17 protein-coding genes are annotated in these 12,864 nt (G+C 69.8%); 15 read left to right on the top strand and 2 right to left on the bottom strand.

The annotated features are described in order from the left end of the window. The first annotated feature begins 11 nt into the window (after window positions 1–11). From V1318_RS21010 to V1318_RS20960, 11 genes are all read left to right on the top strand, one after another. Complete coding sequence (locus tag V1318_RS21010; protein ID WP_332941722.1) at window positions 12–398, top strand: DUF488 family protein; 387 nt, start codon at window positions 12–14, stop codon at window positions 396–398. A 252-nt stretch (window positions 399–650) separates the two neighbouring features. Then, window positions 651–2,309: a CTP synthase gene (locus V1318_RS21005; protein ID WP_332941721.1), complete on the top strand. Its 1,659-nt coding sequence runs from the start codon at window positions 651–653 to the stop codon at window positions 2,307–2,309. A gap of 28 nt (window positions 2,310–2,337) precedes the next feature. Beyond that, complete coding sequence (gene kdsA / locus V1318_RS21000) at window positions 2,338–3,171, top strand: 3-deoxy-8-phosphooctulonate synthase (protein WP_332941720.1); 834 nt, start codon at window positions 2,338–2,340, stop codon at window positions 3,169–3,171. Further along, a complete protein-coding gene (locus V1318_RS20995) occupies window positions 3,171–3,737 on the top strand; it encodes a hypothetical protein (RefSeq protein WP_332941719.1) in 567 nt (188 codons plus the stop codon). The genes kdsA and V1318_RS20995 overlap by 1 nt, the downstream gene beginning before the upstream one ends. Before the next feature lie 67 nt (window positions 3,738–3,804). Then, the gene (gene eno, locus V1318_RS20990) at window positions 3,805–5,091 is read left to right on the top strand and encodes a phosphopyruvate hydratase (RefSeq protein WP_332941718.1); all 1,287 of its coding nucleotides are present in this window, start codon (window positions 3,805–3,807) and stop codon (window positions 5,089–5,091) included. A gap of 20 nt (window positions 5,092–5,111) precedes the next feature. Next, on the top strand, window positions 5,112–5,447 hold the full coding sequence (gene ftsB, locus V1318_RS20985; protein WP_332941717.1) for a cell division protein FtsB: 336 nt from the start codon (window positions 5,112–5,114) through the stop codon (window positions 5,445–5,447). Window positions 5,448–5,490: 43 nt separating this feature from the next. Beyond that, window positions 5,491–6,180, top strand: a complete 690-nt coding sequence (gene ispD, locus V1318_RS20980; RefSeq protein WP_332941716.1) for a 2-C-methyl-D-erythritol 4-phosphate cytidylyltransferase — start codon at window positions 5,491–5,493, stop codon at window positions 6,178–6,180. A 13-nt stretch (window positions 6,181–6,193) separates the two neighbouring features. Next, complete coding sequence (locus V1318_RS20975) at window positions 6,194–6,466, top strand: hypothetical protein (RefSeq protein ID WP_332941715.1); 273 nt, start codon at window positions 6,194–6,196, stop codon at window positions 6,464–6,466. A gap of 8 nt (window positions 6,467–6,474) precedes the next feature. Then, entirely contained in the window at window positions 6,475–6,948 is a 474-nt protein-coding gene (gene ispF, locus V1318_RS20970) for a 2-C-methyl-D-erythritol 2,4-cyclodiphosphate synthase (RefSeq protein WP_332941714.1), read from the top strand. Then, a complete protein-coding gene (truD, locus tag V1318_RS20965; protein WP_332941713.1) occupies window positions 6,945–8,012 on the top strand; it encodes a tRNA pseudouridine(13) synthase TruD in 1,068 nt (355 codons plus the stop codon). Before ispF ends, truD begins: the two co-directional genes overlap by 4 nt. Window positions 8,013–8,127: 115 nt before the next feature. Then, complete coding sequence (locus V1318_RS20960) at window positions 8,128–8,358, top strand: hypothetical protein (RefSeq protein WP_332941712.1); 231 nt, start codon at window positions 8,128–8,130, stop codon at window positions 8,356–8,358. Between the two features lie 6 nt (window positions 8,359–8,364). Here the strand turns inward: V1318_RS20960 and V1318_RS20955 are convergent, their stop codons facing one another. Continuing rightward, the gene (locus V1318_RS20955) at window positions 8,365–8,940 is read right to left on the bottom strand and encodes a Smr/MutS family protein (protein ID WP_332941711.1); all 576 of its coding nucleotides are present in this window, start codon (window positions 8,938–8,940) and stop codon (window positions 8,365–8,367) included. A 391-nt stretch (window positions 8,941–9,331) separates the two neighbouring features. Between V1318_RS20955 and surE the strand changes: the two genes are divergently transcribed. From surE to V1318_RS20935, 4 genes are read left to right on the top strand one after another with little or no spacing between them, the layout of a single operon-like run. Next, window positions 9,332–10,111 carry a 5'/3'-nucleotidase SurE gene (gene surE / locus V1318_RS20950; protein ID WP_332941710.1) on the top strand — a complete coding sequence of 260 codons (780 nt, stop codon included), beginning with the start codon at window positions 9,332–9,334 and terminating at the stop codon, window positions 10,109–10,111. After that, complete coding sequence (locus V1318_RS20945) at window positions 10,108–10,788, top strand: protein-L-isoaspartate(D-aspartate) O-methyltransferase (RefSeq protein ID WP_332941709.1); 681 nt, start codon at window positions 10,108–10,110, stop codon at window positions 10,786–10,788. Before surE ends, V1318_RS20945 begins: the two co-directional genes overlap by 4 nt. A 25-nt stretch (window positions 10,789–10,813) precedes the next feature. Further along, window positions 10,814–11,431: a YqaA family protein gene (locus V1318_RS20940; protein ID WP_332941708.1), complete on the top strand. Its 618-nt coding sequence runs from the start codon at window positions 10,814–10,816 to the stop codon at window positions 11,429–11,431. Beyond that, window positions 11,428–12,282 (top strand): peptidoglycan DD-metalloendopeptidase family protein, encoded by an 855-nt coding sequence (locus V1318_RS20935; protein WP_332941707.1) that lies wholly within the window; start codon window positions 11,428–11,430, stop codon window positions 12,280–12,282. The genes V1318_RS20940 and V1318_RS20935 overlap by 4 nt, the downstream gene beginning before the upstream one ends. A 382-nt stretch (window positions 12,283–12,664) precedes the next feature. On the opposite strand, the gene V1318_RS20930 is transcribed toward V1318_RS20935, so the two are convergent. Beyond that, a partial coding sequence (locus V1318_RS20930) for a hypothetical protein (RefSeq protein WP_332941706.1) occupies window positions 12,665–12,864 on the bottom strand: 200 nt, incomplete at its 5' end.

The raw sequence follows: 12,864 nt of genomic DNA, 5'->3' as shown, positions 1-12,864 counted from the left end.
AGGAGGCGTCGATGGCGATACGCATAGTCAGACTCGGTACCCCGCGGCTGGCGGGGGAAGGCCTGCGGATCGGCACGGTGCGGCGGCCGCCGCGCGGGGTGCCCAAGTCCGAATTCGCGCGCCAGGACTGGTACGACGTCTGGTTCCCGAACCTCGCCCCCAGCCTGGACACCATGAAGCAGGCCCAGGCCGCGCGGACGCCGGCGCAGTGGAACGCGTTCGTGCGCAAGTACAAGGCCGAGATGGCCGCGCCCGACGCCAGCCACGCGCTGCAGCTGCTGGCGGCCCTGTCCCGGGACAGCGATTTCTCGGTCGGCTGCTATTGCGAGGACGAGTCGCACTGCCACCGTTCCGTGCTGCGGGAGCTGCTGGCGGAGCGGGGCGCCAAGCTGGCCTAGGGCCGGGCGAACGCCGTCCTGGCTAGGAGCGGCACGAGCCGCGACCCCTAAACCCGGTCGGGCGGCGCGGTCGCGGCTCACGCCGCTCCTACCGCGGGCGGGGCAGGCGAGCAACCGGCTACTCGGTCCCGGCCGCGGGAAACCCCGCCAGGACAGGCTTTGCGCCCGGTTCGGCGGGTCGGCGCCGCTGTCAAGCAGTCGCGGGCCGGCCGCCTTGCCGGTAAACTACGGCTTTCCAGCGGCAGTAAAACCATGACTCCCCTGATTTTCGTCACCGGCGGCGTGGTGTCCTCGCTAGGCAAGGGCATTGCGGCAGCCTCGCTGGCGGCCATCCTCGAAGCACGCGGCCTGCGCGTGACGATGATGAAGCTCGACCCCTACATCAACGTCGATCCGGGCACGATGAGCCCGTTCCAGCACGGTGAGGTCTACGTCACCGACGACGGCGCCGAGACCGACCTGGACCTGGGCCACTACGAGCGCTACCTGCGCACGCGCCTGAGCCGCAAGAATTCGATCACCACCGGCCGGATCTACGAGAACGTGATCCGCAAGGAGCGCCGCGGCGACTACCTCGGCGGCACCGTGCAGGTGATCCCGCACATCACCGACGAGATCAAGCGCTGCATCGTCGAGGCCACCGAAGGCTTCGACGTGGCCCTGGTCGAGGTCGGCGGCACGGTCGGCGACATCGAGTCGCTGCCGTTCCTGGAGGCGATCCGCCAGCTGCGCACCGAGCGCGGCCCGGAATATGCCTTGTTCATGCACCTGACCCTGGTGCCGTTCATCGCCGCCGCCGGCGAGCTCAAGACCAAGCCGACCCAGCATTCGGTCAAGGAACTGCGTTCGATCGGTATCCAGCCCGACGTGCTGCTGTGCCGCAGCGAACAGCCGCTGCCCGACGGCGAGCGCCGCAAGATCGCGCTGTTCACCAATGTGCCGGAAAAGGCGGTGATCTCGGCCGTCGACCTGGACAACATCTACAAGCTGCCCGAGTGGTTCCACGAACAGGGCCTGGACGCGATCGTGCTCGACCGCCTGCGCATCAACGCCGGGCCGGCCGATCTGCGCGAATGGCACGAGGTGGTCGACGCCACCGAGCATCCGGTCGACGAGGTCTCGATCGCGGTGGTCGGCAAGTACATCGACCACCAGGACGCCTACAAATCGCTGGCCGAGGCGCTCAAGCACGGCGGCCTGCGCCAGCGCACCAAGGTCAAGCTGAAGTGGCTGGAATCCAGCGAAATCGAGCGCGACGGCGTCGGCGCGCTCGCGGGCGTCGACGGCATCCTGGTGCCCGGCGGCTTCGGCGACCGCGGTTTCGAAGGCAAGGTCGCGACCGCGAAGTACGCGCGCGAACATGGCGTGCCGTACTTCGGCATCTGCTACGGCATGCAGGCGGCGGTGGTCGATTACGCCCGCCACGTCGCCGGCCTGGAAGGCGCCAACAGCACCGAGAACGACAAGGCCAGCGCGCATCCGGTGATCGGCCTGATCACCGAGTGGCGCACCGCCACCGGCGAAGTCGAGCGCCGCAGCGAGGACAGCGACCTGGGCGGCACCATGCGCCTGGGCCTGCAGGACCAGCGCCTCAAGCCTGGCACCCTGGCGCGCGAGCTGTACGGCAAGGACGTGGTCGGCGAGCGTCACCGCCACCGTTACGAGTTCAACAACCGCTACCGCACCCAGCTCGAGGACGCCGGCCTGGTGATCGCGGCCAAGTCCATGGACGACCTGCTGGTGGAGATGGTCGAACTGCCCAAGTCGCAGCACCCCTGGTTCCTGGCCTGCCAGGCGCACCCGGAATTCCTGTCGACGCCGCGCGACGGCCATCCGCTGTTCATCGGTTTCGTGCGCGCCGCGCGCGAGGCCAAGGCCGGCGGCCGCCTGCTCAAGGAAGCCAGCGCATGAACCCCTCGATTCTCCACGGAGCTGCCCGATGAATTTGTGCGGATTCGAAGTCGGCCTGGACCGGCCGTTCTTCCTGATCGCCGGTCCCTGCGTGATCGAATCGATGCAGCTGCAGCTCGACGTCGCCGGCCAGCTCAAGGAGATCACCGGCGCGCTCGGCATCCCCTTCATCTTCAAGTCCAGCTTCGACAAGGCCAACCGCACCTCGGCGACGAGCTTCCGCGGCCCGGGCATGGAGGAAGGGCTGAAGGTGCTGTCCGAGGTCAAGCGCCAGCTCAACGTGCCGGTGCTGACCGACGTGCACGAATACACCCCGATGGCCGAGGTCGCCTCGGTGGTGGACGTGCTGCAGACGCCGGCCTTCCTGTGCCGGCAGACCGATTTCATCCAGAACGTGGCGCGCGCCGGCAAGCCGGTCAACATCAAGAAGGGGCAGTTCCTCTCGCCCTGGGAGATGAAGCACGTCACCGCCAAGGCCAAGGCCGTGGGCAACGAACAGATCATGGCCTGCGAACGCGGCGCCAGCTTCGGCTACAACAACCTGGTCAGCGACATGCGTTCGCTGTCGGTGATGCGCGACACCGGTTGCCCGGTGGTGTTCGACGCCACCCATTCGGTGCAGTTGCCCGGCGGCATGGACGGCAAGTCCGGCGGCCAGCGCGAGTTCGTGCCGGTGCTGGCGCGCGCGGCGATGGCGGTGGGCATTTCCGGCATCTTCATGGAAACCCATCCGCGCCCCGAGGAAGCCCTGTCCGACGGTCCCAACGCGGTGCCGCTGCCGAAGATGCGCGCGCTGCTGGAAACCCTGGTGGAGCTGGACCGCATCACCAAGAAGAACGGCTTCCTCGAGAGTTCGTTCTGATGGGCCCCGGCGGCGACAGACGGCGCGGCGCCCGGATTACGGCGCTCGCCGGCGCCACGCTGGCGTTCGCGCTGGCGGCGTCCGCCCTGGCCGCGCCGCCGCCGCCGCCCGAGCCGCCGGCCGGGCCCGAGGCCGGAGCCAAAGCCGACCGGGCTCCCAGCGCCGACGAAAGCCTGTACCTGTCGCTGGCCGATCTGGCCGGCGAGCTCTACCAGTGCGTCGGCCCCTACATGCAGGAAGTCGGCGGCCCGAATGTCGCGGCCAAGCTCTACGCCGCCGGCCGCTACCCGGCCCTGGTGGTCTCGGCCTCCAGCGTGCTGGGCTCCGGCCACCTGACCGTGCTGTCGGCGCGCGACAACCCCGCCGGCAGCGTCGGCCAGACCCAGTCTCTGATCGTCGCGCTGGGCATGTTCGGCAGCCGCGACGCCGTCTCGATCCGTCAGGACATACTCAGCGCCAAGGCCGTGGCGATCGTCGCGACCGAGATCGCCGGCGTCAGCGACGGCCGCTGCAAGGTCGCGCCCGAACTGACCGCCGCGATGGCGCGCGTCCCGCCCGAGCCCTGAGCCCGAACTTGCGCCGCCGCCGCGAATTTCATTCCATACCCCTCAATCTCCGGTCCCATTCCCGCCCATGACCACGATCACCCAGATCCACGCCCGCGAAATCCTCGACAGCCGCGGCAATCCCACGCTCGAAGCCGAGGTCACCCTGGCCGACGGCAGCTTCGGCCGCGCGATGGTGCCCTCGGGCGCGTCCACCGGCAGCAAGGAAGCCGTGGAACTGCGCGACGGCGACAAGACCCGTTACCTGGGCAAGGGCGTGCGCAAGGCGGTGGAGAATGTGAACACCGCGATCGCCCAGGCCCTGACCGGCTTCGACGCGGCCGACCAGGCCGGTCTGGACCGTCGCCTGATCGATCTGGACGGCACCGAGAACAAGGGCCGCCTGGGCGCCAACGCACTGCTGGGCGTGTCGATGGCCAACGCGCACGCGGTGGCCGCGTCGAAGAAACTGCCGCTGTGGCAGTACCTGGCCAACGGCCGCGCGCCGGTGCTGCCGGTGCCGATGATGAACATCATCAACGGCGGCGCGCATGCCGATAACAACGTCGATCTGCAGGAGTTCATGATCCTGCCGGTGGGCGTGACCAACTTCGCCGAGGCGCTGCGCGCCGGCGCCGAGGTCTTCCATGCGCTCAAGTCCGTGCTCAAGGGCCGCGGCCTGAGCACCGCGGTCGGCGACGAGGGCGGTTTCGCCCCCGACCTGCGCAGCAACGAGGAAGCGCTGGAAACCATCCTCGAGGCGATCGGCAAGGCCGGTTACAAGGCCGGCGAGGACATCCTGCTGGGCCTGGACGTGGCCTCCACCGAGTTCTACGACAACGGCAAGTACCACCTGGTCGGCGAGGGCAAGCGCCTGACCAGCGAGCAGTTCGTCGACTTCCTGGCCAACTGGGCCGCGCAGTACCCGATCGTGACCATCGAGGACGGCATGGCCGAGGACGATTGGGCCGGCTGGAAGCTGCTCACCGAGAAGATCGGCAACAAGGTCCAGCTGGTCGGCGACGACCTGTTCGTGACCAACCCGAAGATCTTCGCCGAAGGCATCGACAAGCACGTCGCCAACGCCATCCTGATCAAGGTCAACCAGATCGGCACCCTCACCGAGACCCTGGAAGCGATCGCCATGGCGGATGCGGCCAAGTATGCGGCGGTGGTTTCGCACCGTTCCGGCGAAACCGAGGACACCACCATCGCCGACATCGCCGTGGCCACCACCGCGACCCAGATCAAGACCGGTTCGCTGTGCCGCAGCGACCGCGTCGCCAAGTACAACCAGTTGCTGCGTATCGAAGAGCAGTTGGGTGCCGCGGCCCGTTACGCCGGCCGCGACGCTTTCGTGTCCTTGAAGCGCTGAGCGGACCGGGGAGGGCGGGCATGCGCTGGCTGCGAGTGCTGGTGGTGGTCCTGGCGGGCCTGCTCGCCTTCCTGCAATACCGTCTGTGGATGGGCCAGGGCGGCAGCCGCTCGGTGGCCGTGCTGGAGCAGCAGGTGCGGCAGCAGACCCGCGACAACGGCGGGTTGCGCCAGCGCAACGCCGCGCTCGCGGCCGAAGTCGAGGACCTCAAGTCCGGCGAGGCCGCGGTCGAGGAACGCGCGCGCAGCGAGCTGGGCATGATCAAGCCCGGCGAAACCTTCTACCGCGTGGTCGAACCCGAAACCCCGGTCAGCGTGCAGGCCGCGTCGGCCGACGCCGACGCGCAGGCGCCGTGACGGCGCCGTCCCGCCCGTTCCGGATCGACGCGGAGCCGGGCCGATGAGCGCGCCGATCTGGGCGGTGATGCCCGCGGCCGGTCGCGGCAGCCGTTTCGGCGGGCAGACCCCGAAGCAATATCTGATCGCGGCCGGCAAGCCGCTGATCGCGCACGCGCTGGACGCACTGCTCGCGCATCCGCGGGTGGCCGGTGCGATGGTCGCCCTGGCCGCAGACGACGGGCTGTGGCCGGGCTGGAGCGAGCGCCAGGGCAAGCCGGTGCTGCGTTGCGTCGGCGGCGGCGAACGCGCCGATTCGGTGCTGGCCGCGCTGCGCGCATTGCCCGAAGACGTCGGCGACGCCAGCCTGGTGCTGGTGCACGACGCGGCGCGCCCGAATCTGCGCCGGATCGACCTGGACGCGTTGATCGCGGCGGCCGAGGCCGAGCCCGACGGCGCCATCCTCGGCGCCCCGGTGCGCGACACGCTCAAGCGCGCCGATGGGTCGCGCATCCACTCCACCGAGCCGCGCGAAGGCCTGTGGCGCGCGTTCACGCCGCAGGCCTTCCGCCGCGGCGCCCTGAGCGCGGCGCTGCGCGCTTCCGCGGCCGCCGGCCTGATCGTGACCGACGAGGCCTCGGCGATGGAGTACGCCGGCCTGCATCCGCGCCTGGTCGAAGGCCGCGAAGACAATCTCAAAGTCACCACGCCGGCCGATCTGGCGCTGGCGGAGTACCTGCTGGGCAAGGGCTGAGCACGGGACCGTGATGATCTGGCTGCGTATCGCCCTGCGGTTGTTCGGCCTGGTGGCTTTGCTGCTGGGCGCGGGCGGCGTTTTGACCGGAGTCTGGGCGCTGCTGGAGCCCGTCGGCGTGCAACTGACGAACGACGCAGACCCCTTGGGAACACCGCCCGGCACGGGCGAATCGCTGGCCAGGCTGGCACTGTGCATCGCCTTGCTGGGCCTGGGCGTCTGGGCGCTGCTGTGGGGGCGCCCACGCCGCGCGCGCGAGCCCGAGCCGCCCACGAACCCATCTTAGGAATCGCTATGAGAATCGGCCAAGGCTACGACGTCCACGCATTCGGCGACGGCGACCACGTCATGCTCGGCGGGGTGCGGGTGCCGCACGATCGCGGGGTGATCGCGCATTCGGACGGCGACGTGGTCCTGCATGCGCTGTGCGACGCCCTGCTGGGCGCGCTGGCGCTGGGCGACATCGGCCAGCATTTCCCGCCCAGCGACCCGCGCTGGCGCGACGCCGACAGCCGGCGCTTCCTGCGCCACTGCAACGAATTGATCGTCGCGCGCGGCTACCGGGTCGGCAACGCCGACGTCACCGTGATCTGCGAACGGCCCAAGGTGGGCCCGCACGCGCTGGCCATGCGCGAGGCGATCGCGCAGGACCTGGGCATCGCCCTGGACGCGGTCAGCGTGAAAGCCACCACCAGCGAGAAGTTGGGCTTCACCGGCCGCGGCGAAGGCATCGCCGCGACCGCGATCTGTCTGCTGGTGCCGGCATGAGCTCCGAGCCCGCCCTGGCGCGCGCCCATGGCGCGCCGGTCGTGCGCGCGCGCATCCGCAGCGTGCCCGAGGACTTTTTGGTCGAGGAGCTGCCGGGCTTCGAGCCCAGCGGCAGCGGCGAGCATCTGCTGTTGACGATCGAAAAGCGCGGCATGAACACCGCCTTCGCGGCCAAGCGGCTGGCGGCCTGGGCCGGCGTCGGCGAACTGGCGATCGGCTATGCCGGTCTCAAGGACCGCCATGCGCTCACCCGCCAGCGCTTCAGCGTGCACCTGCCCAAGCGCGTCGCGCCCGACCTGGCGGCGCTGCAGGAGGCGTCCGCGTCCGGCGAAGGCCTGCGCGTGCTGGACAGCGCCTGGCACGCCAAGAAGCTGCCGCGCGGGGCCCTGGCCGGCAATCGCTTCGTGCTCAGGCTGCGCGAACTGGACGGCGAGCGCGCCGCGATCGAAACGCGCCTGCAGGCGATCGCCGCGCGCGGCGTGCCCAACTATTTCGGCGAGCAGCGCTTCGGCCGCGACGGCGACAACGTCGCCAATGCGCTGGCGATGTTCGGCGGCCGGCGGGTGCGGCGCGAGCAGCGCAGCCTGTTGCTGTCGGCGGCGCGCTCGGAGCTGTTCAACCGGGTCTTGGCCGCGCGCGTGGGCGCCGACTGCTGGGACCGGCCGTTGGACGGCGAGGTCTGGATGCTCGACGGCAGCCGCAGCGTGTTCGGTCCGGAGCCCTACGACGAGACCCTGGCCGCGCGGCTGGCCGCGTTCGATATCCATCCCAGCGGCCCGCTGTGGGGCCGCGGCGAGCTGCGCAGCCGCCAGGCCGCAGCCGAGATCGAGTTGGCCGCATTGGCCGGCGAGGACGCCGCCGCGCTGCGCGCCGGTCTGGAACAGGCCGGTCTCAACCAGGAGCGTCGAGCCCTGCGCCTGCGCCCGTCGGCGCTGAGTTGGCGCTGGCTGGAGGAGGCCGCCGAAGGCCGCGCGCTGGAACTGGATTTCGTGCTGCCGGCCGGCGCCTACGCCACCGTGGTACTCGCCGAACTGGGCGAAATCACGACGCTGGTTCGGCCCTGATCGACCGTTCGTCGGAAAGCAACGGGCGGCACTGGTTGGTCCTGAGGGCGGGCGTATAAGCCAAAAGTGCGACCGGCAATGGTGCCGGACGCAGTAAGCCTCAGGAGACGGGAATATGAACGCGTCCTTGAAAGTCGCCTTGTTGTCGCTGTCCATCCTCGGTCTGGCCGCCTGCGCCGGGCATAGCACCAAGAGTGCCTACGTGCCGCCGCAGAAAGCGCCGTCGATCATGGACAACGACGAGGTCTACATGGCCACGGTGGAGCGCATCGCGCGCCGTCGCGGCATCGATGTGACCTGGGTCAACCTGCCGCGCAAGCAGCTGGCCAAGAACAGCGAGGATTGACCCTGCTCAGCGCCGCCTGACCGGCGGCGCGAGCAGCACCAGCACCGCTCCGGTGCCGCCCTGCGAGGGCGGCGCGGAGTGGAAGGCCAGTATGTCGCCGCGCTGCCGCAGCAGCCGGTCGACCAGATTCTTCAGCACCGGTAGCCCACGGCTGTCGACGTAGTCCGTGCCGCGGCGGCCCTTGCCGTGGATCACCCGCACGCAACCCAGGCCGTGCTCGCGCGCGTCGTGCAGGAACGCGCGCAGCAGCGCCTCGGCCTGGCGCACGTCGCTGCCGTGCAGGTCCAATTCCTCCTGGGCCGAGATCTCGCCGCGGCGCAGGCGCTGGAACACCCGCGGCGGCAGTTCGTCGCGACGGTAGGACAGGGCATCGCCGGATTCGAGCTCGCCGCTGCCGGCCAGGTTGGCGTCCAGGGCGTGGCGGAACTCCTCGCGCGCCTGCGCCTCGTCGCGCTCGGCCATGCGCGCGCGCGGCTTGGGCTTGGGCGCGGTCGGCGGCAGCGCGGCCTCGGGCAGGCGCCGCACCGGCCCGATGGCGGACCGGAACAACTCGGCTTCGTCTTCGTCGCGGTCGTCGGGCATGGGCGAATTTTAGCAGGGGCCTTGCGGCAGTCTGGCCGATGCGGGCGGGTGGTGTCGGCGCGGGCGCGTTCGATCTGGGGCGAGGGCGCCGCACAGGCGATGGCTTCGGGCGTGGCGCGACTTGCGTCGTGGGTTGAGGTGTGGCGGTCGCCGCTTACGCTGCTCCTGGCCAAGGCGGGGCCGGGATGGGCGCGATTTTTCCGATTCTGGCCGCAGCGGGCCGGATCCAGGCCCGCCGCGACGCCGCGCACGCGCCGGCGCGGGAGCCGGTAACGCCCATCGGCTATCATGGTCCCGTGCGCCGTTCGCGCGCGCTCCCGGGGTTGCGAAGTCGCTTCGTCGCACCGGTGCCAACCCTGTTTCGAAGCTGTGCGGCAACGCAAGGGAGTCCATGCGAGTTCTCGTGAGTAACGACGATGGCGTCGACGCCCCCGGCATCCGCGTCCTGGCGCAGACCTTGCGCGAGGCCGGCCATGAGGTGCTGGTGGTGGCCCCCGACCGCGACCGTTCCGGCGCGAGCAATTCGCTGACCCTGGATGCCCCGGTGCGCGTGCACCAGCTCGATGCCTCGACCTGGCGCGTGCACGGTACCCCGACCGACTGCGTCCACGTCGCCATCACCGGCATGCTCGAGGTCGAGCCCGACCTGGTGGTGTCCGGCATCAACAACACCGCCAACCTCGGCGACGACGTGATCTATTCGGGCACCGTCGCCGCGGCGATGGAAGGCCGCTTCCTGGGCCTGCCGGCGCTGGCGATGTCGCTGCAGACGGTGGATCACGACGGCAAGCATTACGAAACCGCCGCGCGCGCCGCGGTCGAGATCATCGCCCGTCTGCGCACCGACCCGCTGCCGGCCGACACCATCCTCAACGTCAACGTGCCCGACCTGCCCTGGGGCGAGATCGCCGGCTTCGAGGTCACCCGCCTGGGCAATCGCCACCGCGCCGAAGCCTGCGTGCCGCAGCGCGATCCGCGCGGCCGCCAATGGTGGTGGATCGGCGCCGCCGGTCCCGAGCAGGACGCCGGCCCCGGCACCGATTTCCATGCGCTGCGCCGCGGCTGCATTTCGATCACCCCGATCCACGTCGACCTGACCCGTTATCAGGCCCTGGACCAGGTCGCCAGCTGGGTCGGCGGGCTCGCCGCCGAGCTGGAGCGGAGCGCATGAGCGTGCGCATGCGTCTGCAACCCGAGGCGATCGGCACCGGCATGACCTCGCAGCGCGTGCGCGATCGCCTGGTCGAGCGCCTGCGCGACAACGGCATCGCCGACGAGCGCGTGCTCAATGCGATCCGCACCGTGCCGCGCCATCTGTTCGTCGACGAAGCCCTGGCCACGCGCGCCTACGAGGACACCGCGCTGCCGATCGGCCACGGCCAGACCATCTCTCAGCCCTGGGTGGTGGCCAAGATGACCGAGGCCCTGCTCGCCGACGGCGTGCCGGGCAAGGTGCTGGAGATCGGCACCGGCTCGGGCTATCAGGCCGCGATCCTGGCCGCGCTGGGCCTGGAGGTGCACACCGTCGAGCGCATCGGCGAACTGCTGCGCACCGCGCGCAAGCGTTTCCGCCAGCTCGGCCTGAACGTGCGCAGCAAGCACGACGACGGCCGCATCGGCTGGCCCGAGAACGGTCCCTTCGACGCCATCATCGTCACGGCCGCGGCGCCGGCCCTGGTCGACGCGCTGACCGCGCAGCTGGCCGCGGGCGGCACCCTGATCGCGCCGGTCGGCGGTTCTTCCTCGCAGTCGCTGCTCAAGCTGCGCAAGGACGCCGAAGGCAACGTCAGCCAAACCACGCTCGCGCCGGTGGTGTTCGTGCCGCTGCTGTCGGGCATGATCGATTGAACGCCGCGCGCGACAGGGATACTGAGTGAAGATTTTCGGTCCGCTCTACGAGCGCACGCTGGCCTGGGCCGCCCACCGCCACGCGCCGGCCTACCTCACCGGCCTGAGCTTCGTCGAGGCGATCATCTTTCCGGTGATGCCCGAAGTGATGTTGGCGCCGATGTGCGTGGCCCAGCCCAGGCGCGCGTTCTGGTTCGCCACCTTGAGCCTGATCGGCTCGATGGCCGGCGCCCTGGTCGGTTATGCGCTGGGGCACTACGCCTTCGAGGCCCTGAAGCCGATGTTCGCGGCGCTGGGTATGCTGGACAACATCGAGGCCGGCATCGCCACGGTCCAGGCCAAGATGGTGGAGTCGCCGTGGGCGGTGTTCACCTTCCTGGTGATCGGCGGCTTCATGCCGATTCCGATGAAGGTGTTCACCTGGGCGTCGGGCATCGTCGGCGTTCCCATGCTGCAATACGTGCTGAGCATGCTGATCGGTCGCGGCAAGCGGGTGTTCCTGCTGGCGCTGGTGATCCGGATCGGCGGGCCGCGCGCCGAGGCCGCGCTGCGTCGCTACATCGAGCCGGTGGGCTGGGTCGCGACCGCGGTGGTGGTGCTGGGCCTGGGCTGGCTGTGGTGGCACGCAAGATCGGGAGCATGAGCGCGCGCATGATCGACACAGGACGGTTGCCCATAGGCACGATCAATATTCAACGATTGCTGGTCGTTGTCGCCGCGGCGTTCGCGCTGGCGGCCTGTTCCAGCACCGTGATCCGCGAGCCCTCGCGCGGCGGCCGCGCGCCGGTGCGCGTGTCCACGCCCAAGTACGGCGCCAGCGCGGTGGTCCAGCGCGGCGACACCATGTACGGGATCGCCTTCCGCAACGGCATCGACGCGCGCGATCTGGCGGCCTGGAACGGCATCGGCGCGCCGTACACGATCTATCCGGGGCAGCGTCTGAAGCTGTATCCCGGCAGCGGCAATGCCGCGGCTGCGCGCCCGCCGGTCTCGCGTCCGCCGCCGGCCCGGCCCACCGTTACGACGCCTGCGACCGGCGTTGCGGCCACGCCGGTCGTGCGTCCGCCGGTCGCCACCGCGCCCTCGCGTCCGCCGCCGGCCGCGACCGCGCCGGTCAGCAGCGGCATCGACTGGCGCTGGCCCGCCGACGGCCAGTTGTTGAGCCGCTACGTCGCCGGCGAACCGACCAAGCAGGGTATCGACATCGCCGGCAGCAGCGGCGCGCCGGTGCGCGCGGCCAGCGACGGCGTGGTGGTGTACTCGGGCTCGGGCCTGGTCGGCTACGGCGAACTGATCATCATCAAGCACAATGATGCCTGGCTTTCGGCCTACGGCCACAACCGCAACCGCCTGGTCAACGAAGGCCAGTTGGTGAAGTCGGGCCAGCAGATCGCCGAAATGGGCCGCAGCGGCGCCGCGCGCGACATGCTGCACTTCGAGGTCCGCTACAACGGCAAGCCGGTCGATCCGTTGTTGTACTTGCCGAAGAAATGAGCGGCCGATAGCGGCGCAGGCGATCGGTTTCTCTTGCCTCCAGCCGCCTCCTTTGAAAAAGGATGAAGGCGCGCGCGTTGTCAGTCGCAGGTTCGTGCGCGGCTGAACGCCGGCAGGTCATGCCTGCTGGCTGGGCGGGTTGGGGGGATTTGCTGTTGCCCTTGCTCCGCTTGGCTGCCACGAAGGCCAACGGCTTCCCCGCCGCGCATGCGGGCCATTTTCTGTTGCCGGGCTCCCTGTAGGAGCGGCGTGAGCCGCGACCGCGAATTCCAGCTGCTGCGTCGGCTGGTCACCTTCTCCTGCTTTTGGCTCCCTCCTTTATCAAGGGGTGAAGCCGTGCGTTTACGAACCGCAGGTTCGTGCGCGGCTGAACGATTGCAGGCTATGCCTGCTGGCCGGGTGGGTTGGGGAGGATTTGCTGTTGTTGTTGCTTTGCGTGGTTGGCGCGAAGGTCAACGGCTTCCGCCCGCTGCGCGTGCGGGTCACCTTGTCTGCCTTTAGCTCCCTCCTTTAACAAAGGAGGGTTGGGGAGGATTTGCTCTTGCCCTTGCTCTGCAGGGTTGGCACGAAGGTCAACGGCTT

It is taken from the genome of Lysobacter sp. CCNWLW3, from assembly GCF_036697405.1.
Lineage (GTDB): Bacteria > Pseudomonadota > Gammaproteobacteria > Xanthomonadales > Xanthomonadaceae > Lysobacter.
The sequence above is the reverse complement of the archived record's forward strand: the minus strand, read 5'-3'. Positions and strand labels throughout refer to the sequence as shown.